The organism is Thalassospira sp. SN3W (genome assembly GCF_038070535.1).
GTDB classification, from domain to species: Bacteria; Pseudomonadota; Alphaproteobacteria; order Rhodospirillales; family Thalassospiraceae; genus Thalassospira; species Thalassospira xiamenensis.
On the sequence record NZ_CP121124.1, the window covers coordinates 3,779,952 to 3,802,276 of the forward strand.

21 protein-coding genes are annotated in these 22,325 nt (G+C 52.8%); 13 read left to right on the forward strand and 8 right to left on the reverse strand.

Annotated features, from left to right (window positions below):
• Positions 1 to 143 precede the first annotated feature (143 nt).
• On the forward strand, positions 144 to 611 hold the full coding sequence (rplM, locus tag P8T57_RS17335; protein WP_007091636.1) for a 50S ribosomal protein L13: 468 nt from the start codon (positions 144 to 146) through the stop codon (positions 609 to 611).
• A complete protein-coding gene (gene rpsI / locus P8T57_RS17340) occupies positions 611 to 1,096 on the forward strand; it encodes a 30S ribosomal protein S9 (protein ID WP_007091635.1) in 486 nt (161 codons plus the stop codon). Before rplM ends, rpsI begins: the two co-directional genes overlap by 1 nt.
• A 177-nt stretch (positions 1,097 to 1,273) precedes the next feature.
• Here the strand turns inward: rpsI and P8T57_RS17345 are convergent, their stop codons facing one another.
• Entirely contained in the window at positions 1,274 to 2,437 is a 1,164-nt protein-coding gene (locus P8T57_RS17345; protein ID WP_341363817.1) for an alpha-hydroxy acid oxidase, read from the reverse strand.
• 387 nt (positions 2,438 to 2,824) lie between these two features.
• Between P8T57_RS17345 and P8T57_RS17350 the strand changes: the two genes are divergently transcribed.
• Positions 2,825 to 3,709 (forward strand): GNAT family N-acetyltransferase, encoded by an 885-nt coding sequence (locus P8T57_RS17350; protein WP_341363818.1) that lies wholly within the window; start codon positions 2,825 to 2,827, stop codon positions 3,707 to 3,709.
• Positions 3,710 to 3,750: 41 nt separating this feature from the next.
• On the opposite strand, the gene P8T57_RS17355 is transcribed toward P8T57_RS17350, so the two are convergent.
• The 3 genes from P8T57_RS17355 to P8T57_RS17365 form a co-directional block, all read right to left on the reverse strand.
• Complete coding sequence (locus tag P8T57_RS17355; RefSeq protein WP_341363819.1) at positions 3,751 to 5,121, reverse strand: hypothetical protein; 1,371 nt, start codon at positions 5,119 to 5,121, stop codon at positions 3,751 to 3,753.
• Positions 5,122 to 5,182: 61 nt separating this feature from the next.
• The gene (locus P8T57_RS17360; RefSeq protein WP_341363820.1) at positions 5,183 to 6,295 is read right to left on the reverse strand and encodes a DegT/DnrJ/EryC1/StrS family aminotransferase; all 1,113 of its coding nucleotides are present in this window, start codon (positions 6,293 to 6,295) and stop codon (positions 5,183 to 5,185) included.
• Positions 6,292 to 6,705, reverse strand: coding sequence for an FdtA/QdtA family cupin domain-containing protein (locus tag P8T57_RS17365; protein WP_114094323.1), 414 nt, complete (start codon positions 6,703 to 6,705; stop codon positions 6,292 to 6,294). Before P8T57_RS17365 ends, P8T57_RS17360 begins: the two co-directional genes overlap by 4 nt.
• Before the next feature lie 233 nt (positions 6,706 to 6,938).
• Here P8T57_RS17365 and P8T57_RS17370 point away from each other — a divergent pair, with 233 nt between their 5' ends.
• The 6 genes from P8T57_RS17370 to argC all read left to right on the forward strand — a co-directional run bounded on the left by P8T57_RS17370 (position 6,939) and on the right by argC (position 12,869).
• Complete coding sequence (locus tag P8T57_RS17370; RefSeq protein WP_341363821.1) at positions 6,939 to 7,895, forward strand: ATP-grasp domain-containing protein; 957 nt, start codon at positions 6,939 to 6,941, stop codon at positions 7,893 to 7,895.
• Positions 7,892 to 8,524 (forward strand): HAD hydrolase-like protein, encoded by a 633-nt coding sequence (locus P8T57_RS17375; RefSeq protein WP_341363822.1) that lies wholly within the window; start codon positions 7,892 to 7,894, stop codon positions 8,522 to 8,524. Before P8T57_RS17370 ends, P8T57_RS17375 begins: the two co-directional genes overlap by 4 nt.
• Positions 8,525 to 8,550: 26 nt before the next feature.
• On the forward strand, positions 8,551 to 9,267 hold the full coding sequence (locus P8T57_RS17380) for a class I SAM-dependent methyltransferase (RefSeq protein WP_114094326.1): 717 nt from the start codon (positions 8,551 to 8,553) through the stop codon (positions 9,265 to 9,267).
• Positions 9,268 to 9,393: 126 nt separating this feature from the next.
• On the forward strand, positions 9,394 to 10,239 hold the full coding sequence (locus P8T57_RS17385; protein ID WP_341363823.1) for a hypothetical protein: 846 nt from the start codon (positions 9,394 to 9,396) through the stop codon (positions 10,237 to 10,239).
• Positions 10,240 to 10,401: 162 nt separating this feature from the next.
• Positions 10,402 to 11,649, forward strand: a complete 1,248-nt coding sequence (locus P8T57_RS17390) for a hypothetical protein (protein ID WP_341363824.1) — start codon at positions 10,402 to 10,404, stop codon at positions 11,647 to 11,649.
• A 173-nt stretch (positions 11,650 to 11,822) separates the two neighbouring features.
• Complete coding sequence (argC, locus tag P8T57_RS17395) at positions 11,823 to 12,869, forward strand: N-acetyl-gamma-glutamyl-phosphate reductase (RefSeq protein WP_341363825.1); 1,047 nt, start codon at positions 11,823 to 11,825, stop codon at positions 12,867 to 12,869.
• A gap of 63 nt (positions 12,870 to 12,932) precedes the next feature.
• Here argC and P8T57_RS17400 read toward each other — a convergent pair whose 3' ends face one another.
• A complete protein-coding gene (locus P8T57_RS17400; protein WP_341363826.1) occupies positions 12,933 to 14,339 on the reverse strand; it encodes a PLP-dependent aminotransferase family protein in 1,407 nt (468 codons plus the stop codon).
• A gap of 109 nt (positions 14,340 to 14,448) precedes the next feature.
• On the opposite strand from P8T57_RS17400, the gene P8T57_RS17405 reads away from it, so the two are divergent.
• Entirely contained in the window at positions 14,449 to 15,324 is an 876-nt protein-coding gene (locus P8T57_RS17405) for a DMT family transporter (RefSeq protein WP_341363827.1), read from the forward strand.
• Between the two features lie 14 nt (positions 15,325 to 15,338).
• On the opposite strand, the gene P8T57_RS17410 is transcribed toward P8T57_RS17405, so the two are convergent.
• Positions 15,339 to 16,133 carry a transporter substrate-binding domain-containing protein gene (locus P8T57_RS17410; RefSeq protein WP_341363828.1) on the reverse strand — a complete coding sequence of 265 codons (795 nt, stop codon included), beginning with the start codon at positions 16,131 to 16,133 and terminating at the stop codon, positions 15,339 to 15,341.
• A 202-nt stretch (positions 16,134 to 16,335) separates the two neighbouring features.
• On the opposite strand from P8T57_RS17410, the gene P8T57_RS17415 reads away from it, so the two are divergent.
• From P8T57_RS17415 to P8T57_RS17425, 3 genes are all read left to right on the forward strand, one after another.
• Complete coding sequence (locus tag P8T57_RS17415; protein WP_007091625.1) at positions 16,336 to 16,869, forward strand: gamma carbonic anhydrase family protein; 534 nt, start codon at positions 16,336 to 16,338, stop codon at positions 16,867 to 16,869.
• 130 nt (positions 16,870 to 16,999) lie between these two features.
• On the forward strand, positions 17,000 to 17,899 hold the full coding sequence (locus tag P8T57_RS17420) for a DMT family transporter (RefSeq protein ID WP_071241385.1): 900 nt from the start codon (positions 17,000 to 17,002) through the stop codon (positions 17,897 to 17,899).
• 136 nt (positions 17,900 to 18,035) lie between these two features.
• The gene (locus P8T57_RS17425; protein WP_341363829.1) at positions 18,036 to 19,334 is read left to right on the forward strand and encodes a cytochrome c peroxidase; all 1,299 of its coding nucleotides are present in this window, start codon (positions 18,036 to 18,038) and stop codon (positions 19,332 to 19,334) included.
• 2 nt (positions 19,335 to 19,336) lie between these two features.
• Here P8T57_RS17425 and P8T57_RS17430 read toward each other — a convergent pair whose 3' ends face one another.
• On the reverse strand, positions 19,337 to 20,212 hold the full coding sequence (locus tag P8T57_RS17430; RefSeq protein WP_341363830.1) for an NAD(P)-dependent oxidoreductase: 876 nt from the start codon (positions 20,210 to 20,212) through the stop codon (positions 19,337 to 19,339).
• Positions 20,213 to 20,285: 73 nt separating this feature from the next.
• Positions 20,286 to 22,088 carry a class I poly(R)-hydroxyalkanoic acid synthase gene (gene phaC / locus P8T57_RS17435; protein WP_341363831.1) on the reverse strand — a complete coding sequence of 601 codons (1,803 nt, stop codon included), beginning with the start codon at positions 22,086 to 22,088 and terminating at the stop codon, positions 20,286 to 20,288.
• Between the last annotated feature and the right edge of the window lie 237 nt (positions 22,089 to 22,325).

Below are 22,325 nucleotides of genomic sequence, written 5' to 3' on the forward strand. Positions count from 1 at the left end.
GTGGTAAAATAATACCTATTGATTTAAGTGTTTGAAATATAACGAAATATTCCTGTTGCTTTCCTGTTTAATGCTGGCATACTGCGCCGACTTTCAACGAGGGGCGATTCCCTCCGTGGAACCCAGTTTTCGAGTATTAAATTATGAAAACCTTCACTGCGACACCGAGTGACATCGAGCGCAAATGGTTTGTAGTCGACGCAGAAGACGTCGTACTCGGCCGTCTTGCTGCCGTTGTTGCCAACCGTCTTCGTGGTAAACACAAGGCGATGTTTACCCCGCACATGGATTGTGGCGATCACATCGTCATCGTCAATGCCGAAAAAGTCAAACTGACCGGCCGTAAACTTCAGAACAAGAAGTTCTACTGGCACACCGGTTATCCGGGCGGCATCAAAGAACGCACCATGGACAAGCTGCTGAATGGCGAGCATCCGGAACGTGTGATCATCAAAGCTGTCGAGCGTATGATGTCCCGTGGTCCGCTGCGCAGCCAAGTTCTTTCCAAGCTGCACGTCTATGCCGGTACCGAGCATCCGCATGATGCACAGAAGCCGGAAGTTCTCGATCTTGCCGCAATGAACGACAAGAATAAGCGGAGTGCTAAGTAATGGCCGACACCAAAACTCTTGAAGATCTCAAGGATCTGGCACAGGGCGGTGAAGCTGCTGCTGCAGAAGGCACCCTGCCGGAACCGAAGATCGACGCACAGGGCCGTTCCTATGCAACCGGTCGTCGTAAGAACGCAATTGCACGCGTCTGGATCAAACCGGGCTCGGGTAAAGTCACCGTCAATGGCCGCGAATTCGAAGATTACTTCGCACGTCCGGTTCTGCGCATGGTGATCAACCAGCCGTTCGGCGTTGCCAATCGTAAAGATCAGTTCGACGTCGTTTGCACCGTTACCGGTGGTGGTCTTTCTGGTCAGGCCGGTGCCGTTCGTCACGGTATCTCGCGCGCGCTGACCCTGTTTGAGCCGGCACTGCGTCCGTCGCTCAAGGCAGGCGGCTTCCTGACCCGTGACTCCCGTGCAGTCGAACGTAAAAAATACGGTCGCGCCAAAGCACGTCGTAGCTTCCAGTTCTCGAAACGTTAAGTCGTTTTCGGGCAACAGGCTCGCGATTTTATTGGAAAAGCGTCACCTTCTGGTGGCGCTTTTTCTTTTTGCGGGGGTGCTTTGTCTCCGAGCAAAACCAACAAAAAAACGGCCTCTTCGCGAAGGAAAGACGCCGTTTTTTGTTTCGCGTTTAAAGACTGAGCAGTCTCTGTCGCGTTATTGCCAGCGATCCGAGAAATCGCGCGGGATCATCAGAATATCGCGATCCACCTTGGTCACGTCAGTATGGCCGCAAAGCGCCATGGAAACTTCAAGTTCCTTGTGAATGATCTCAAGCGTCTTGGTCACACCGGCTTCGCCCATTGCGCCCAGACCATAAACATAAGCGCGCCCGATATAGGTGCCCTTGGCACCCAGTGCCAGTGCTTTCAGCACATCCTGGCCGGAACGGATCCCGCTATCCAGATGGACCTCGATCTTGTCACCGACGGCATCCATGATTGCGGGCAATGCACGGATTGAGGACAGGGCACCATCAAGCTGGCGTCCGCCATGGTTGGAAACAATGATGGCATCTGCGCCAACGTTAAGGGCTTCCAGGGCATCACGCGGATCAATGATCCCCTTGATGATCAAGGGCCCATCCCACATTTTGCGGAACTCGCGAATACGGTCCCAATCAAGTGATTCATCGAACGCTTCGGCGGTCCATGTGCTCAGTGAAGAGGGGTCGGCAACCCCCTTGGCATGGCCGACGATGTTACCAAAGAAGCGGCGCTTGGTACCAAGCATACCCAGCCCCCACTGCACCTTTGTCATCATGTTGGCGACCGATTTGACGGTCAGCTTGGGCGGGGCGGAAAGGCCGTTCTTCAAATCCTTGTGGCGTTGCCCGAGCATCTGAAGATCCACCGTGATGACCGCGGCCGAGCACTTGGCTGCTTTCGCCCGGTCAAAAAGCCGCTTCATGAAATCGTCGTCTTTGAGTGTGTAAACCTGTAACCAGAAGGGCTTGGAGGTGTTCTCGGCAACATCCTCGATCGAACAGATCGACATGGTCGACAATGTGTAGGGGACGCCGAACTTCTCTGCTGCGCGGGCAGCCTTGATTTCGCCGTCTGCACATTGCATGCCGGTCAGTCCCACCGGGGCAAGGGCGACAGGCATGGCGACATCCTGACCGATCATCCGGCTTTTGGTCGAGCGCCCGGCCATGTCGATCGCGACCCGCTGACGCAGGTGAATATCCTGAAAGTCGGTGGTGTTTTCACGGAATGTCTGCTCGGTCCAGCTTCCGGATTCTGCGTAATCGTAAAACATGCGCGGTGCGCGACGTTTATAGATACGTTTCAGGTCTTCGACGCAGGTAATCACTGGCATGAGGTCAACTCCGAATAAAATGCGCTCGGTAATGGTAATACCAGTTTCGGAGGTTATCGCAAACCGAATTGAAAATCAGCTTCTTGCAGGGCCCAAATTGTTTCCGTATTCCAGAAGCAGGGTGATGTTGTGGTCGGAAAAGAATTTTAAAAAGAAGGATCGAAAATTCGAAAGGTTGTGATAATAACAATCCATCGAAGAGGCATTTATTGAATTTAAGGTGACATCCGATGGTTGGAACAATGCGACGAGCTTTCAAGACATAAGTGTTTGAACCTCTGTTGGATTACCTTGCGATATGTGAAGGGCCGCTGATGGAGCGGTCTTTTTTTATGCCAATTCGGATGGTTGGCAATTACCTGAAGCCCAAAGAAAGGGACCCCCGATATGCAGTACAGAAAGCTGCAAGATGATGATCTTCATGCCCTTGACGCATTTCTCGCGACCCATGCCGAAACCAGCATGGTTCTGCGCAGCAATTTGCGAAAAACCGGCATGAACCGACGTCATCATCCGCTTTCAGGCTGCTATTACGGTGAAGTTTCCGGCGATGGCACGGTGACGGCGGTTTTGACGATATTTGGCAACGGTAATGTCTTTGTGCAAACCGGCGGTAAACCGGTGCCGCGTGGTTTGATTGATCTATTTCGTTCCGAAAATGCGCAGGCGGTGGCCGGTTTCTATGGTCCGGCGGATCAGGCGAAAAGCGTGATCGAGATGCTTGGGCTTGGCGATGCGGAATTTGCAGTCAATGCATGCGATGCGTTCTATCGGCTTGATCTTGCCAATCTGATTCTGCCGCAAAATGTGCGGTCGGACAGTTTCCAGATGGTTGATGCCGAACGGATTGATCGCAATACGCTGCTGCGCTGGCTACGCGCCTACGAGATCGAGGCACTGGGTGGGCAGGATACGCCAGCCCTTGACAGCCGGATCGCCGGAAGGCTTGTCCATGCGCTTAATGACCGCAATATGTGGGCGCTTATCGTTGATGGCGTTCCGGTCAGTCTTTCGGGTTTCAACGCCGAACTGTCTGACATGGTCCAGATCGGTCCGGTCTGGACGCCGCCCGAACAGCGCAGCAATGGCTATGCGCGCATTCTAGTGGCGAAAACGCTTCTGGCGGCACGAGCGCGCGGCGTAACCCATGCTGTGCTGTCTACGGATAGTCCGGCGGCGGCAAAGGCATACGAAGCCATCGGGTTCGCGCATTGCGGTGCCTATCGCTTGGCGTTGCTGACAGGCCCCTTAAGCGTTTTGCAGCACGCTTAGTGGTTTATCGAAAGATTTTTCTAGCCCGGCCCCGGTCAGTATCAGCTGGCCGGGGTTTTGTTGAGATTGATGATCGGTGGGATAAATAGATCAGTATTTTCTTTCCATTTTTGATGATGGAATGTCAGGTCCATGTTGCCGGTGTCGTAATCGTATGGCACCGGAATCCTTTCGCCGTTTATCGTTGCCAGCAAGCGGTCCCTGCAAGCGCTGATGGACATTTTTGACCTGATGAAAGAGGTACGTTCGGCAAGAACGGTTTCGTCCGGGCCATTTGCAAGGAAGTCCGAAACCTTTTCCTGAAGGTCGGCCATAGATGTCGACAGGAAATCGTCCCCATACATGCCCTCACTGATCCGGTAGCCAAAAATCGGTAAGCCAAGTTTCATCGCGTTGACCACAGATGTGCCGCCACCTTCCGGAAAGCTATCTATGTATGCTTTGGCGTTTGCCATTAATGCCAGTGTCTGATCGCGTGCAACCATCCCTTTTACAATCAGATTATTTCGGGCATCAGGGGATAGGTTGATAAGGGCTGCGTGATCGCCCGGCCCGATCAGAAGTAGTTTTTGTTTCTTCTTCCCGCAAAGAAATTCAATGAATTCCAGAAAGTCATTTGAGCTGCCAAATCGGTATTTGAGTGGAGTACCAACCGATATGAAGTAGGGGGCATCGATGTCAATTTCGGAAGTTCCGGTCTTTCGAAGTTCTTCAATGTCCAGATCGCTTGCTGGAATACCGAGAAATGATTGCGCTTTGGGGTGACGATATTTCTGACTTGAAAGCCAGCTTGAAGCTGTAATTTCAAGGATTGCGCTGCATTGGGATGGGCCGTAAGCGAAATGAATATTTGCATGGTTAACAAAATAGCACGGTATGCCACTACGTTCGGCAATCATCACAGCAAGGCAGGCAGTTATATCGTCCGGATTGATGTGCAGGACAACTGCCTTGCTTTGCATGAATGCCTGGGCAAGCTGAAGCATTTGTGCCACCCCCGTTGCCGGGGTTGATTTTATCGGGACCTGAGCATTTCGCAGTTCGTCGATTATGCTTTGGGTGGCGCTGCGTGTGATGATCAGTTCGACGTCGTCGCCGTGTGCCTTTTGTTCCTTGATCAGATTGACGCAAAGCGGGGTATGACCGCCGGTATCATACCCTTCGGAAAGAACGTGGGTGACGGTGGTTCTGTTTTTTGCAGGCGTGAATTGGGGTAATCGTGGTTCAATCAGATTGAAAATATAGTTCTCTAGATCATTATGCGACCAGCGATCAGTGAGATTAAACCAGTGAAAACGCCCATAATGGCGCGCGAGGTCAAATAATTTGTTAGCGTCCCGGCAGGAATGGATCGCGTTAAGGAGCATTTCATCAACTTTCTGGACCATCAGGCTTTTTTGTTCTTTATCCATTTTGCCTGTCTCCATCCTGTTTAGCTCTTAATTCTATTTCTGAAGTTTCGTGTATAGCAATTTATTGTGCGTGTTGTTTGGCAAAGCGTGCCATCGAACCGATGATTTCTTCACAATCCGGACCGGATATGTGAGGCCCGATCGGAAGGCTCAGTACCTGGCTGGCGATGGTTTCGCTAACAGGGAAGTCGCCTTTTTTGTGCCCGCCATTTTCATATGCTTTTTGCAGATGAGGCGGGACCGGATAATGGATCAGACTGCCAATGCCTGCTTTGGTAAGATGATTTTGCAACGCGTCACGGTTGGGGGTCAGTATGACGAAAAGATGCCAAACCGGAGAAGCCCATTTCGGCACATATGGAAGTGTAATTTCGTGAACCTTCAAGCCGTCCAGATAGGCTTGAGAGATGCTTTCGCGGTGCGCGTTCCAATCGTTCAGATGGCGTAATTTGACGTCGAGCAGGGCGGCTTGAAGTGGATCCAGACGACTGTTAAATCCCTGAATTTCGTGATGGTATTTTTCACGTGAGCCATAGTTTCGCAAGACGCGCAGGCGGTCTGCCAGATCGGCGTTATTGGTCGTGATTGCACCAGCGTCGCCAAATGCCCCCAGATTCTTGCCGGGGTAAAAGCTCCAAGTCGCGGCGTCGCCGTGGGCACCGATCCTTTGGCCTTTGTATTTTGCACCATGTGCTTGTGCCGCGTCTTCGATCACATACAGTTTGTGACGTCGCGCGATTTCAAGAATTCCATCAAGGTCGGCGGGTTGCCCATAAAGGTGAACCGGGATCACGGCTTTGGTGCGTTTGGTAATTGCAGTTTCAATAAGGTCTGCGCGCATATTGAATGTGCGGTCATCCACCTCTATCGGGATCGGGGTTGCACCGGTTTGCGACACGGCAAGCCAGGTTGCGATGAAAGTGTGTGCGGGAACAATGACTTCGTCACCCGGCCCGATTTCAAGCGCGCGCAACGTTAATAACAGCGCGTCCAATCCGCTGGCGACGCCGACGCAATGAGTAGCCTGACAGTATCTTGCGTAGTTGTCTTCGAAGGAGGAGACAGTTTCACCCAGGATATAAACCCCGGAGTTCATGACGCGATGATAGGCATCGTCCAGTTCTTCGCGAAGTTCCCGATATATTTGTCCGGGATCCAGAAAAGAAATTGTCATTTCATCGTTTCCCGGGCTTTCATGAAGCGGTCATAATCCCGGTAATAGTCGTCTTCGTCATACAGATTGGATGCGAGGACCATGCAAACCGATCCGGAAGAAAAGTTATCAAGTTCGCGCCAGATCATGGGGCATATATAGAGCCCCTGATAGGAGCGGTTTAGATGAAAGCGTTGCTTTTCGTTGCCGTCATCAATGACAATATCGAAGCTTCCGGACATGGCGACAATCAACTGATGCAAATCTTTATGCGCATGCCCGCCCCGTGTCGCACCACCTGGCACATCGTAGAGGTAATAGACACGCTGAATGTCAAAGGGGATATGATTATTGCCTTCGATGAATGTCAGATTTCCCTGTGCATTCGAGATTTTAGGCAGTTCCATGATCTTGCAGTGATGAATGCTCATTTCGATCACGATCCCGGTTGAATTCGGTTGCAGATTTATCCGTACCAGTTTGCCGCTTCAATCGTCTAATTTTTGTAAACTGTTGTTGTCTTTGTAACGTGTTTTCGAAGGTTCATGCAAAATTTAACGAATAATTTTTCGGATTTTTGTATTCGGTTTCAGTTGCTTGATGGCAGACTTTGCCAAAATGAAAGATGTTTGATGATATCTGTCCATGTTGCGGAGGCGAAGATATGAGAACAGTGCTTCTTGGAGCAGCTGGAACCGGGACTGCTTTTGCTCTTGCTTCTCGTATACGGGCAGTATGGGGGGCAGACGTCAGAATTGTTGCCGTGGATATCAATCCTGCGGAACTGGTCACAACCTCACTTTTAGCCGACAGTTTCGTTCAGGTGCCGTTGGTAAACGATCCTGCATATGAAAAATGTATTCGAGAGCTTATTGAAGCAGAGCAGGTGAATACATTCATCCCGATCCTGAACGAAGAGCATGTAGTTGCGGTAAACCTGTTAAGCGATCCTGCCTTGGCAAAGCTCGATGTCTGGAGTTCTGAGTTGTACGCGCGCTGTACCGACAAGCGTGTCGCAGACGACTGGCTTTCGGAGATTGGTGTGCCAACCCCCATGAAACCGGACCTGACGGAAGCCTCGGGGGGCGGTGAATGGTTTGTAAAGCCGGTTAATGGAGTGGGGAGCCGCGGGGCGCGGCGCATCAGTGCGGAGGAACTGCATGGATATGACCAGGCCACACGCGAAACTTTGATTGTTCAGGAAGTGTGTAAAGAACCGGAGGTGACAGTTGACAGTTTCCATGATGATCGGACCGGAGCGTCCTTTGTCTATTGTCGGGAACGACTGGAAACCAAGGCAGGGGTTTGTACCAAAGCGCGCGTTTTTTTTGATCCTGAACTTGCAGCAATTGCAAAAAAGATCGCGAGGGGATTGAGACAGCGGGGAACCCTTTGCTTTCAGGTCATGAAGGGGCTGAAAGGATGGGTGGTAACCGACCTTAATCTTCGATCCGGCGCGGGAACGGCAATTACATGCAGTGCAGGCTTCGATGTGCTTGCGGCAGCATTTGCCTGCCGCGCGGGGGAGGACTACACAAAATTTCTGTCACCAATTGCAGCGGGTGAGGAATTTATCGTTACGCGCCAATATGCCGAATTTGTCATGCAGCACCGCACATGAATATCGCAGTTGATTTTGATGGGACATTGATCACGGCGCAGCAGCGTCAGATGACGTTGTTAAAGGCTGTAGCCAAGCGTTACGATGTTGAAATTGATGTGCGCTTGGCGTGGAGTCTAAAGCGTGAAGGTGCTTCGACAAAAGACCTGCTTGCAAATGTTGGTGTCGAGAATGCCGTTGCAGCGCAAATTGCAATCGACTGGATGCACGACATCGAGACGCCGTATTGGTTAAGTTTGGATACATTGTTTGCTGATAGCATTTCGGCATTGGAAGGTTTGGCGGCGAAGGACGTTGCGCTGACATTGCTAACGGCGCGTCAGAATGAATACCTGTTGCGCAATCAGATCCGTCAGTTGAAGCTTGCGAAATATTTTCGGGAAATTGTGTGTGTGTCGCCATTTTCGGCTGAAACAGGTAAGTCCAACGTCCTTAAAGAGGGTCCTTTCGCGGGTATTGTCGGAGACAGCGAAACTGATTTGAATGCCGCAAAACGGGCAAACGTTAAGTTTTGGGGGGTTTCAATGGGGCAGCGCTCTGCGAATTTCCTCAGAACCAGGGGCGCGGAAGTCGTTTTTGAAACGCTTGGAAAATTTGAGAAAGAGTTTTGTAATATTCTACCGCGGTAAGAGCAGAATATACCAGGAGGTCCGCTATGGATGCCGAAGAAAAACAGAGACTGGAACACATTGCGAATAATTCCCTCTATGACAAGGGAGCAAATGCCGCGACGATCCACTACGAATTTAATGTATTTCGCAGGTTTGTTGTTCCGGGCAGTATTCTGGAACTCGGTCCTGCAGAAGGACTGATGACCGGTCATCTTGTCGATTTGGGGCAGGAAGTCATATGCGTGGATGGATCGGAGTTCTTTAGCGAAAAGCTTAAAGAGAAGTATCCGAGTATCGAGGTTATTACCTCGCTTTTCGAGAATTTTGAAACTGATCGCAAGTTTCAGAATATCGTGTTGGGACACGTCCTTGAACATGTTGATGATCCGGTAGAAATCCTGAAGCTTGCCCGTAATTGGCTCGCGCCGGATGGAATCTTGTTTGCCGCTGTGCCAAATGCGCGGTCCCTGCATCGCCAGGCAGGCGTAATTATGGGATTGCTTGGTGCGGAAAACGAGCTGAATGACCTTGATCGTCATCACGGCCATCGACGTGTATTCGATCCGGAAAGCTTCCGTCAGGCCTTCCTGCAATCAGGGTACAATATTGATTACTTTGGCGGATACTGGCTGAAGCCTGTTTCCAATAGTCAAATCGAGGCCCATTGGAGCCCCGAAATGCTGGAAGCCTTTATGAAGCTGGGCGAACGTTATCCGGATATTTCCGGCGAAATATATGTCGTCGGCTCGCTAAAGAAGTAATTTTCTGCGCTATGAAATACCGGGCCAAGATACAGAGCCCGGTATTTTGTTTGCCGTATGTGTCCCTGCCGGTATTTGAAACGTTGGGCGCAAGATAGTTATGTTCATAAAAGGCCGCTACGACGCATGACCAAATCCAAAACATACAACATCTGCATCATCCAGCCACAAGGTTACATCCATTCACTGGCGTTTCTTGAGCTGGCTGAATTGCTGATGTTTTCGATGCGTGATCTCGGTCATGAAGCAGTGGTTCGCAAAAACCAGCTTGGTGCGGATGGGGTAAATATCATTATCGGGGCGCATTTACTTGACCCGAAAGTGCAGGGGAATATTCCTGCCAACACCATTATTCTGAATACCGAGCAGCTTGGCGGAGTTTACACTGCCTGGCGCGACCGTCTTGGTGTCTGGTTTGAGTCCGGTATCGGGCTTTGGGATTATAGTCCTGCCAATATCGACGTTATTCGTGATATGGGCGTTGAAAACGTCAAGCTGCTGAACATTGGCTATCAGCCGGAGCTGAAGCGTATTCCCGAGGATGTCGAGCAGGATGTTGATGTTCTGTTTTATGGATCAATCAACGAGCGGCGCAAGGTGGTTCTGCAGGAACTGGTCGATCGGGGCATCAAACTTAAAGTGCTGTCTGGCGTTTATGGCACCGAACGGGACAAATGGGTGGCCCGGTCCAAGATCATCCTTAATCATCACTTCTACGAAAGCCAGATTTTCGAGATTGTCCGGGTGTTTTATCTGCTGACCAATGCAAAGCCTGTGGTCGCCGAAATCAATGATGCAACCGTTGTCGATCAGCGGTTCCGCGATGGTGTGGTTGGTGTGCCCTACAGCCAGTTGGTTGATACGGTTTGTGATCTCGTAAAGGATCAGACTCGTCTGAAAGAACAGGGCAAAAAGGCTTTTGAGAGCATTTTGAAATATCCACAAACAAGCTTTACTCGAAAGATCCTGTAGTCTGACGGCAAATAGCGATTTTTCGTTTTCAGGTGCGAGTTCGTTGTGTTTTGCTATCGCCAAAATATTTTAGGCAGTCTGCATCAATCATTTTTCCGAAAATGTGTGCATTCGCTCTCGTGCGGATTGACTCTGTGGGCGTTGGCAGGCTCGGGGCATGCGATGGCACAGGATTTATCCCAAGTCCTATACCGTTTCGAAGAGCGGCCGATGGTTCTGGGGAAATATGGTGCGGCAGCCGATTTTCAGCGCCGGTTGTTTACCGCCGCAGCAGAGTGTGCGGGGGGAAAAACGTCTGTCTATGGGGCGGCGGATGGTATTGTTGGCGCCAAGACGCGCAACGCGATCATGGATTTACAGCCCTGTCTTGATCCGAGTGTTAAAGCGGCCATCGGTGGTGCGAATCCCGGCGCGATCACGGTCGGGCTCTGGAGGTTGCTGATGCCGGCAGAACAGCCCTTTCCTGATGCGATCACGCGGGCCAATCATCTGACCTTCGCACTGGAAGGCACGGATTACGACGCCATCCAGTTCAATTTCTGCCAGTCGCGCAATCCGAGGAGCGGCAAGCGATATCTGGAAGGGGATCCGTGGTGTTATACCAATGATCCCAATGCCTATCTGACCTGGGGGCCGCGCGGGGCGACCGCCGGGGCAGGGGCGGAAATCCAGCAGATTGTCTTTGCCGCCGAACGGGCCAATCCCGGATTGCTCAATGCCGTCTTTGGCCCGCATACCGATGCGATTCACCGGTTGGCGCTGGGCAATAATCAAAGTGCGTTTGATATCCTGTGTGCGATCTGGATCGATCCGAAACGTCGGGCCGATTTCACCGAAAGGTTCGCACGATATGGTGCATTGCCCGAAGTGCAGCGTGCCTATCGCCGCGTTTATGATGCAGCCAATGCCGATGGCGGAAAAATCGCCCGGTTTTTCAAGATTTATGCTGCGCTAAAGCCTGTTATCGGTCGTGATCCGACGGAAATTGATCTGGCCTATTTTATCGATATGGCGACCCATGGCATGGCCCCGCCCGGCAATGTTTCCGATCTGTCGTCAAAGATGGTCAAGTTTGCCAGCCGGACGCGCAAGGTGCCAAGCCCGGGAGAATTGCGCCGTCAGCTTGCCGCGTGGTTGCCATCACAGCACAAATATAACGACCGGATCGCACGTGATGCGATTTTCCTGATTGATGATCCGGAAATCACATTGTCCGATACCCATCGCCGTATCTGGCAACAGCGATCGGGCTTGAAAGCCAGCGATTTTGGTCTTTCAGATCATCGATATGTTTCGGATTATCCGGTGGCAGCACCGACGGGGTTTGAGAAAATCGAACGGTTTTATACTGTTCTGCCTGAGGATAAGCGCGCCTGTCCGGCCAATGTGCGCAAATCCCGACGTCCGTAAAAGGCAACTTTTCCCTGTGATGCATGTCATCCCTGCATGGGGCATGATCGCGCAATGCAGGGGAAATACCGCCTAAAGGCTTGCATCTGCGGGGCTTGTTTGCCAACATCCGCCCGTTAATCGCGCCCAGTGACCATAAAGGCCCGGGCGAGCCTAAAGGAGCAGGATTTGAAATGAGCGACGTTAAGGTTAAAGTCGGAATTCTCGGTGCCAGCGGATATACTGGGGCGGAATTGGTTCGTATTCTTGCGCACCATGCCGCTTCTGAAATCACACTGCTGACCGCAGACCGACGCGCCGGGCGTCCGTTCGGGGAGGTTTTCCCGCATCTTGCCCATCTGAAATTGCCGACCATGATCCGGATCGAGGATGCGGACTGGTCGATGGTTGATGTGATTTTCTGTGCGCTGCCGCATGGCACGACGCAGGAAGTGATTGCCGGTTTGCCTGATCATGTCAAAGTTGTCGATCTGTCGGCGGATTTCCGTTTGTTCGATGCCGCGACCTACAAGGAATGGTACGGGGCGGAACATGCCGCACAGGATTTGCAGAAGGATGTGGTTTATGGCCTGACTGAACTGCACCGTGAAAAGATCAAAAAGGCGCGTGTAGTGGCCAATCCGGGATGTTATCCAACCCCGGTGCAGCTTTCGCTGACACCGCTTCTGGAACAGAAGCTGGTGCATGCCGATGACATCATCATTGATGCGAAATCCGGTGTCACCGGTGCGGGCCGTTCGCCCAAGGAAGGCATTCTGTATGCCGAGGTCACCGAAGGCATTCATGCCTATGGCACCGGCGGGCACCGCCATGCGCCAGAAATCGAGCAGGGCCTTGCCTGGGCCGCAGGGCAGGATGTCGTGGTGAATTTTTCCCCGCATCTGATGCCGATGAGCCGGGGCATCCTTGAAAGTATCTATGTCAAAATGACCGATGGCACGACGACCGAAGACATTCAGGCCGCCCTTGAAAAACGTTATGCCGATGAGCCGTTCGTTCGGGTCCTGCCGTTTGGCTTAACCCCGCAGACACGTCACGTACGTGGATCGAACTATGTTCTGATCGGGGTGGTCAAGGATCGGGTGCCGGGCCGGGTGATCATTGTGGCGGTCGAAGACAACCTTGTTAAAGGGGCATCTGGCCAAGCAGTTCAGAACATGAATGTCATGCTGGGCCTGCCGGAAACCATGGGGCTCGAGATCGAGCCGCTGTTCCCGTAATCCGGTATCGGATCGTCAAAACAGAAAAAAATGGGGCGCTGTCCAAAAGGATTGCGCCCCTTTCTATTTTTCAAGCGCGCGTTCAAGCACCTTGAAGATGCGTTCATCCTGACATTGGGCGACGTTAAAGCGCATCAGGTTTCCAGCTGTTTGCGAGATGCTGAAAACATTTCCGGGGGCAAGAACCACACCATCGGAAAGCGCGTTTCGGGCCAGGGTTGCCGCATCCATGTGATCGGGCAAGCGGCACCATAAAAACAGACCAGCATCGGGATTGATTGCCGGTGTGATGCCAAGGTTGCGAAGCCGGGTTTCTGTGATGGTCATCGTGCGTGCCAGTCTATCGCGCAGGGTTTCCATATATTTGCGATAGGTGCCGTCCTTGAGAACCGCAAAAATCAGTTCGGCGGATAAATTCGGACTGGAAAAACCGGTTGCGATTTTAAGATCGGTCAGACCGTCGATCCAGTCGGGACTTGCCGCGATATAACCGCACCGGACCGAGGCCGACAGCGTTTTGGAAAAGCTTCCGATATGGACAACACGGTCAAGCCCGCCCAGTGCGGCCAGCCGCGGGGCAGGGGTGTTTTCGAAATCGGCAAAGATATCATCTTCGATGATGATCAGGTCGTGCTGTTCGGCGATATTCAAAACCCGATGCGCAACCATTGGCGAAAGTGACGCACCGGTCGGGTTGTGCAAGCCGGAATTGGTAATGTAAAGGCGCGGTTTCGTTGTTGCGGCGATCCTGGCAAAGGCATCCACATCCGGGCCATTTTCGGTAAAGGGGACGCCAACGATATTGGCGCGATGGGCGCGCAAGAGTGCCTGAAAATTGAAGTAACACGGATCATCAACCAAAACCGTATCGCCCGGTGCGATCAAAAAACGGCACAGCATGTCGATTGCCTGGGTTCCTGACTCTGTCAGAAGCAGATGGTCGGGATGGGCATCAATGCCGTATCCCGCCATGCGACGGGACAGGAAATGACGCAAGGATGCCAGGCCAAGCGGAGTTCCGTAATCGACCAGTGTGGCGTCATCGGCGCGCGACAGGCTGCGCAAGGCGCGCCTGATTGCGGTTTCGGGCATCCAGTCCGCCGGAAGCCAGCCGCAACCGGGTTTTAGCATATCGGGGGGCGCATCAAGCGACTGTCGTGAGACCCAGAACGGATCAATCGCCCGATCCAGTTTCGGTCCGATCCGGGCGATTGAAAGCGGGGCGGTATGAGGGGCGACATAAAACCCCGATCCGCGTCTGGCCTGAATAACGCCTTCGGCCACCAGTCGATCATAGGCTTCGACAACCGTCGAATTCGACACCTTCATTTGACGGGCAAAGCCACGGATGGATGGCAGACGATCCCCCGCAAGCAGGTTGCGCGTGCCAATCCGGTCACGAATGACATTCATGACGCGGGTGACAAGTGTTCCGTCATCGGGTTGTTTTGATGCCCCGTCAGGTGCCACTGTATTGCTCCTGTAATCAGTACAGTTTGCTCAAATTGTATTTTATTGTGTCTGTTCGGTTCGATGCTGGCAAGCCATAGATAAACCTTCGCACATGACGGAGGTTTTGATGGCAATTGCAGTTCAAAGATCAAGTGGCGGCTGGATCAGCGGGTTGATCGGTATCCTGATTTTCAGTGGATCGCTGCCTGCGACCCGGATTGCTGTCATGGATTTCGATCCGCTGTTTCTTACGGTGGCGCGCGCAACGATTGCCGGACTGCTTGCCGCGACTTTGCTTCTGATATCGCGGCCAAACCGTCCACAGAAATCAGACTGGATGTCGTTACTGGTGGTTGCCGGTGGGGTGGTTGTCGGGTTTCCGCTGTTAACGGCCCTTGCGCTTGAACATATCACGTCAGCACGATCAATTGTCTTCATAGGTTTGCTGCCTTTGGCGACAGCGATTTTTGGCGTCTTGCGCGGTGGTGAAAGGCTACAACCCGTATTCTGGCTGTTTTCTATTTTCGGTAGCGGCTTGGTCGCCGGATTTGCCGCCACAGGAAGCAGTGCCGGGGCGTTACGCGGTGATCTTTTTATGCTTGGCGCGGTCATCGTTTGCGGGCTTGGCTATGCCGAAGGTGCAAAACTGTCGCGCCGTCTTGGTGGATGGCAGGTGATCTGCTGGGCGTTGGTGATATCGCTTTTGCCGATGGCGGCATTCTGCGTTGCGACCTTGCCAAGTAGCTTTGCCGGAGTTGGCGGTCCTGCGTGGTTTGGTCTTGGTTATGTTTCTCTGTTCAGCATGCTGATCGGTTTTTTCTTCTGGTATCGGGGACTGGCGCTTGGTGGCATTGCCGGGGTCGGGCAATTGCAATTGTTGCAGCCGTTCTTTGGTCTGCTTTTGGCGGGGATCGTCTTGGCGGAACCTGTTGGCGTGACCATGATGGCGGTCACCGTCGGGGTCGTTGCCTGTGTTGCCGGGGCAAAGCGGTTTTCCCGATAGGGCGGCTGCTTTATTCATTCGCTGTGGATTGGTTTGCCTGCATCCGCTGCATCGTCACTGGCAGGCCAGTAACGTGCATGTACCCTGGCAATAAAACCCTCTTCGCGCAGGTCGGTGATGATTTTCGATATCTGGTCTGTCTGGCTCATCAGTGGGGAATTGCGCGATACCGCAATGTGGATGTCGTTGTGATGGTCCGGGCGAAATGCGGCCTTGCGGATGATATCATCAAGGTTGTTGCGCCGGATTTCAAAATCGACATTGGCATCAGACCCGACAATGGTATCGACGCGATTTGCCTCAAGCATACGCAGAAGCAGCATTTCGCTGCTGGCTTCGAATTTGTTCAGCGATCTATCGCTATCGAATGGTTCGAAATAGCGGGAATCAACGACCGATCCGACTGCAAGCGTTTTAAGATCGGCATATTGCGCGATGTGCGTATTTTTGCCTTGCCGGACATAGAAAACCGGGCTGACGCGGCTATAGGGTGGTTTGATGTAAAACGCGAATTTTTCGCGTTCGGCGGTGTAGGCAAAGCTTGAAAGAATGTCGATATCGCCATCTTCAAGCATTTTAAGACATCGCCGCCACGGGCAGGGATGTAGCGACAGAGCCTTGTCCATGCGATGGGCCAGTTCTGTCAGGATCGCCATGTCGATCCCGTGTCGTCCTGTTTCATCGTCGATCACGAATGGTTCCCAGACCGAAAATGCCACGCGCAATTCACTTGAGCTTGGCCCGGTGGACTGCGCGTACGCATCGCCATTCGTAAGGATTGTGCCGCAAAACGCCGTTGCCGCCATCATTATCATGATGCTGGCGCGACGGAAGCCTGCAAAGAGGGAAAAATACTGAATTGCGTGCATCTTCACGATTTGAATGAGAACGGGGTTTCCATATCCACATGTTAGAATTTAAACTGCCAAATCAAGATGCCGCTATTTTCCCGGTAACGGGCAAGTGCAGTGCCAGTGAAAACCGATCCCAGAAGTGAAAGGTCGTTAGACCATGATCCTGTCCTATCGCGGGGTACGCCCGACTATTGACGAGACGGCCTTTATCGCGCCGAATGCGACCATCATTGGCGATGTTGAAATCGGGGCGGAGACCGGGATCTGGTTTGGCTGCGTCATTCGTGGTGACGTGCATGAAATTCGCATCGGATCGCGGACCAATATTCAGGACCTGACCATGGTGCATGTCGCCAAGGGAAAGTTTGGAACCTATATCGGCGACGATGTTACTATTGGCCATTCCGCCGTCATCCATGCCTGCACACTTGAAGACAGAAGTTTCGTCGGCATGAGTGCCACGGTCATGGATGGGTGTGTGATCGAGCAGGGCGCAATGCTGGGGGCGGGGGCGCTTTTGGCACCCGGAAAACGCATTCCGGCCGGGGAACTTTGGGCAGGTGTCCCGGCACGCAAGGTGCGAGATCTGACGCAGGAAGAAATCGAGTTTTTCAAAGTATCTGCGGATCGTTATGCCGATCTTGCGCAGGAATATCGTGTGACAATTCCGGATGATCTGAAATCTGAGTAACAATCGCGATTGTCAAACGCAGAGGATCTTCTTGCCTGTGGCAGGACGCTACGATAGCAAGTAATTCAGAAAAACCATATGAACAGGCCGCGCGCCACCACGCCCGGCGATCAGGAAACGGAACCGGGAAATGACGCGTTGGCAGGCGAACGGTGTAATCGTCTTTGTTGCACTTATTTGGGGCACGACTTTTGTCGTCCAGCAAACCAGCATGGACAATATTGGCCCGCAATATTTTACCGGTGTGCGGTTCCTTCTGGGGACGTTTGTGGTGCTGCCGTTTGCACTGCGTGAATTGCGCAAAATGAAGCGCGAAGGACGGACGCTTTCGAGGGTCAACACGCTTGGCCTGATCGTTACCGGCGTTTCAATGTATCTGGCCAGCATCCTGCAACAGATCGGCATCATGGATACGACCGTGACCAATGCTGCGTTTCTGACGGCGTTTTATGTGCCTCTGGTACCGGTACTGGCTTTCGCTGTTTTCCGGGCAAAGCCGCATTGGTCGGTTTGGCCGGGCGGAATAATGTGCGTTTTGGGTACATATCTTCTGAGTGGCGGGAACCTGTCGGCACTTGGTAAAGGTGACTTCTGGGTGATGGGAAGTGCGCTGTTCTGGGCCGTTCAGGTGGTGATGATCGGTATAATGGTGACGCGCACCAATACCCCTGCGCTGGTCGCTGCCGTTCAGTTCTTTATTACCGGTCTGCTTGGCATGGCGATGGGCGGCATGTTCGAGACTTTCAGCTTTGCCGATATCCAGAATGCCGGATTTGAAATTCTTTATGCCGGGATCATGTCGGCCGGAATTGCCTTTACCCTGCAGGCGGTGGCGCAGAATTATACCGAAGCAGCAGATGCCGCGATCATCATGAGTGCCGAGGCGGTATTTGCCGCAATTGCCGGGGCGTTTTTCCTGGGCGAGCGGTTGGCACCCGCCGAATATGCCGGATGCGGTGTTATCCTTGCCGCGATCATTGGGGTGCAGTTGTTGCCGATGATGGGGCGTCGGCCCAAAGTTGCCATTTGATCAATATCGGGGGTTTCATCGCCCCGAATTAAAGGACGGTAACCATTGACCTTTATCAAGGCAGGGTGCAATTAAGGTATTGTAAGTGATTATTGGTCGCGATCATGCGGCCACCAGTGAATACCGGATATCGAACATGCCTGTCTTGTCGCGCGTTTCCAGCATGCCCCTTCGCGGGTTTCTTCACCTTGGTTGTGCGTTTGCAACTACGATGCTGATGATTGGTGCCGGTGGTATCGGGATTACCAGTGCAAAGGCACAAAATGGCCTTGGTGCGCCGAACTCGTCCGCGGCCTTGCTGGCGGAACTGGCAAGCAATACGTCTTCGTTTGCAGATAAAGCGGCACTGGGCGAAGCACTTTATTTCGATACCAACCTGTCAAAAAACCGGACGCAGGCCTGTGCGAGTTGTCATGAACCGACGACTGGGTTCCGTGATCCGCGTTCCGAAATCGCCCATGGGGCCTATTCGCTTGGCGATGATGGTGCATCGCTTGGCGACCGCAATGCGCCGATGGCGGCATATGCGAAGTTCGCACCCGATTTCCATTTCAAAGAAGACGGCACGCCGGTTGGCGGGCAGTTCTGGGATGGGCGCGCGAAGGATTTGGCCGAGCAGGCCGGTGGGCCGCCGCTTAACCCGGTTGAAATGGGCATGCCGGACAAGGCAACCGTTGTCGCGCGCCTTCAGGAAGATGAAGATTACGTCGAAAGCTTCAAGTCATTGTTTGGTGACGATGTCTGGAGCGATACGGACCGTGCTTATGCTGCAATGACCGATGCGATTGCCGCGTTCGAACGCACCGATCAGTTCGCACCTTTTGATTCAAAATATGATCGTTTCCTGCGCGGGGAATACAAAATGACGCCGCAGGAAGAATTGGGGCGTGTGCTTTTCTTCTCGCAGCAATTCACTAACTGCAATGTCTGCCATCAACTTAAATCGTCGCCGACGGCAGAGGGCGAGACATTCTCAAATTACGAATATCATAACATCGGCGTCCCCAGAAACGTTGCCGTGCGGTTGGAAAATGCCAAGGACCCGGATTTTACCGACAATGGATTGCTTGATAATCCGGCAATTGATGATCCGGCCCATAAGGGCAAGTACAAAACGCCGTCGCTGCGCAATGTCGCCGTCACCGGACCATATATGCATAACGGTGTATTTTCCGATTTGCGCACGGTGATCAAGTTTTACAACAAATATAACAGTCGCGCGAAATCGGCCCAGTTGAATCCGGAAACCAAACAGCCGTGGGGCGATGCCGAAGTCCCCGAGACCATTTCCCTTAAAGAGCTGGAGCAGGGGGACGCCCTTGATACCAAACGCATAGATGCGCTGGTCGCGTTCCTTAAAACACTGACCGACGCCCGTTACGAGCCGCTTCTGGCCGAGCAGGAAGAAGTCGCAGCCAAGGCCAAGAAGAAATAGGATTACCGGCCGCGGATGGTTTCCAGCACGGCACTTTGTGCAAGATCGCCAAGTCCGGCTTCGATGGCGCGGTCAAACATTTCGGTGGCTGATCTGCCAACCGGCAGGTCAAGGCCAAGTTCATCGGCAAGCCACATGGCATAACCGGCATCTTTGGCGCGCAACGCGGTTGTGAAATGGATGCCTTCATTGTGATTGCCGCTGATCATGCCCAGGATCGTCATGACACCGGCCCGGCTGGCAACGGCACCATTGGCAAATGCGTCGGCAACCAGATTGCCATCCAGTCCGGCCTTTTGTGCCACCGCAACCAGTTCGGCGGCAGCGGCAATGTGGACCGCCCCCAAAAGGTTGTTCATCAGCTTGTAGATTGTCCCCGATCCAATAGGCCCGAAATGCACGATACGGTTGGCAACGGCTTCCATGATCGGGCGTGCCTGTTTCAGGACGGCGTCATCCGCACCGATTAAAAACATGGTTTCGCCCGCGGCAACCTGTGACGGTACCGCGGTGACCGGTGCATCGACATAAAGGCAGCCTGCCGTCATGATCTTGCCGGACAGTTCCAGAACGAACCCGTGCGAAAGGGTGGAACACTCGATGGCAAGCGCCCCCGGCGTCATTGCACCAAGCGCCCCATTTTCGCCCAGCCAGACGGTTTCGGCAGCGATGTCATCGGCCATGAAGGAAAGGACCGCGTCAACATCACTTGCCGCCTCGGCTGGTGTCGCGCAGGCAATGGCCCCCTTGGCAACCAACGGTTCGATTTTGGCAGCACTACGGTTCCAGACCTTGACCGGATAGCCTTGTTCAAGCAGGCGCGAAATCATTGCAGACGCCATGCGGCCTGCGCCTAGGAAACCGATTTTCTGGGGCATGATATTTTCCTTCGGACCAAAGAAACGGCCCGCCACCTCGGGCGGGCCGGAAATTCCAGTTATCAAGAGATGATCAGGAAAGCTGCACTTTGACATATTCACCCGGTGCCGGGCCAAGCACTTTAAGCTTGCCATCGCCCGGTTTGCGGGCGTCGACTTGCCCGCCGGAACGACGGCTGATCCAGTTTTGCCAATCGGTCCACCATGATCCTTCATGCTGGACCGCCTTGGCGAGCCAGTCATCGGGATTGGGGGGATTGCGATTATAAGTCCAATGGCAATATTTGTTGGCTGCGGGCGGGTTCACCACACCGGCAATATGACCCGATGCCGATAGCACGAATTTCACCTGGCCTGACATCAATTGGGTTCCGGCATATGTTGCCTGCCACGGTGCAATATGGTCTTCGCGGGTGGAGAGGAAATAGACCGGGATTTTGATGTCGCGAAGGTCGATCTTTTCGCCCAGAATCGTAATGCCACCCGGTTCACGCAGCAGGTTCTTGTTATACATGTTGCGCAGATAGAAGCTATGCATTGCCTTGGGCATCCGGGTCGAATCGGAATTCCAGTACAAAAGATCGAACGGGAAGGGATCCTTGCCCAGCATGTAGTTGTTGACCACAAATGACCAGATCAGGTCATTGGCGCGCAGCATGTTGAACGACATCGCCATATCTCGGCCGTCAAGATAGCCTTCCTTCGACATGCGGTTTTCAAGGCTTTCGATCTGTTCGTCATCGACAAAAACCGAAAGTTCGCCGGGTTTTTCAAAGTCGGTCAGGGTGGTAAAGAACGTCGCCGATTTGATGCGTTCATCGCCAATCTTGGCCATGTAGGCCAGCATGGCCGCCAGAAGCGTTCCACCAAGGCAGTAGCCGATTGCGTTGACTTCCTTTTCGCCGGTTGCCTTTTCGATCATGTCGAGTGCCGCAAGCACACCGTCACGCCCGTAATCTTCAAAGCTTTCTTCGGCAAGTTTGCTGTCCGGGTTGACCCACGACAGGACAAAAACCGTGTGGCCCTGATCAACAGCCCATTTGATGAATGAATTTTCCGGGCGCAGATCAAGGATGTAATATTTGTTGATCCATGGCGGCACGATCATAAGCGGCCGTTTCGCGACCTTGTCGGTTGCCGGTTTGTATTGCAGCAGTTCCATCAGCTGCGTGCGACCGATTACCGATCCTTCGGTGGTTGCGACATTCTCGCCGATCTTGAAAGCGTCCAGATCGGTCATTTTGATCTGAAGCTTGCCCTTGCCGCGTTCCAGATCGTCCAGAAGGTTGCTAAGTCCCTTAAGAAGGTTTTCACCGCCACTTTCGATGGTGGCGCGCAGGACTTCCGGATTGGTCATCATGAAATTGGTCGGCGAAATCGCGTCCGCAAACTGCCGGGTATAAAATTCGACCTTTTGGGCGGTTTTTTCATCCAGCCCGTCAACATCATGGACAACATTCTGCATCCATTGCGAGGACAGCAGATAGGATTGTTTGATGAAATCAAAAAGTTCGTTGTTTTCCCACGCCTCGTCGCGGAATCGACGATCCCCCTTTTGCGGGAAGGCGACAGGTTCCGATTCCTGCCCCAGCATACGCATCGTTGTATTGTGCCAGAGCATATAATATTGCTGCCACAGGTCCATTTGTGCTTCGACCAGTTTGGTCGGATTTTGCATCATATGGGTGGTCAGTTCGACAAATGCCGATCCGATATTAAGCGGGTCCGGGTCGGAAATTTCCGGGTCTTCTGCCTGTTTTGCAAGGAAGTCGGACACAAGTCTTTGACTTCTCTCTGCTATTTCTGCCATCGCTGATGACAGCTCTTCGGGATCAGGAAGATGAATTTCGGTTTCTTTGGCCTGTTGATCGTTCATGGCGCATTCCCTTATGATACGGCCGCCGGTGCATCGGAACATAAAACGGGAAATCCGATCTTTGCGATATCGCAATCATTTTCCCGTTTTATGATCCAATGCTCTCAAACTGCGTGCTGGGTTGAAACTCTGCTTGATCCCAAGCTTATCATGGCCTTAGCCTAGCTCGCTGATGAGGGGTAATACAAGAATTATAAGGTGACGGATTTGTCGCAATCTTCAACGGCAACGTCACAC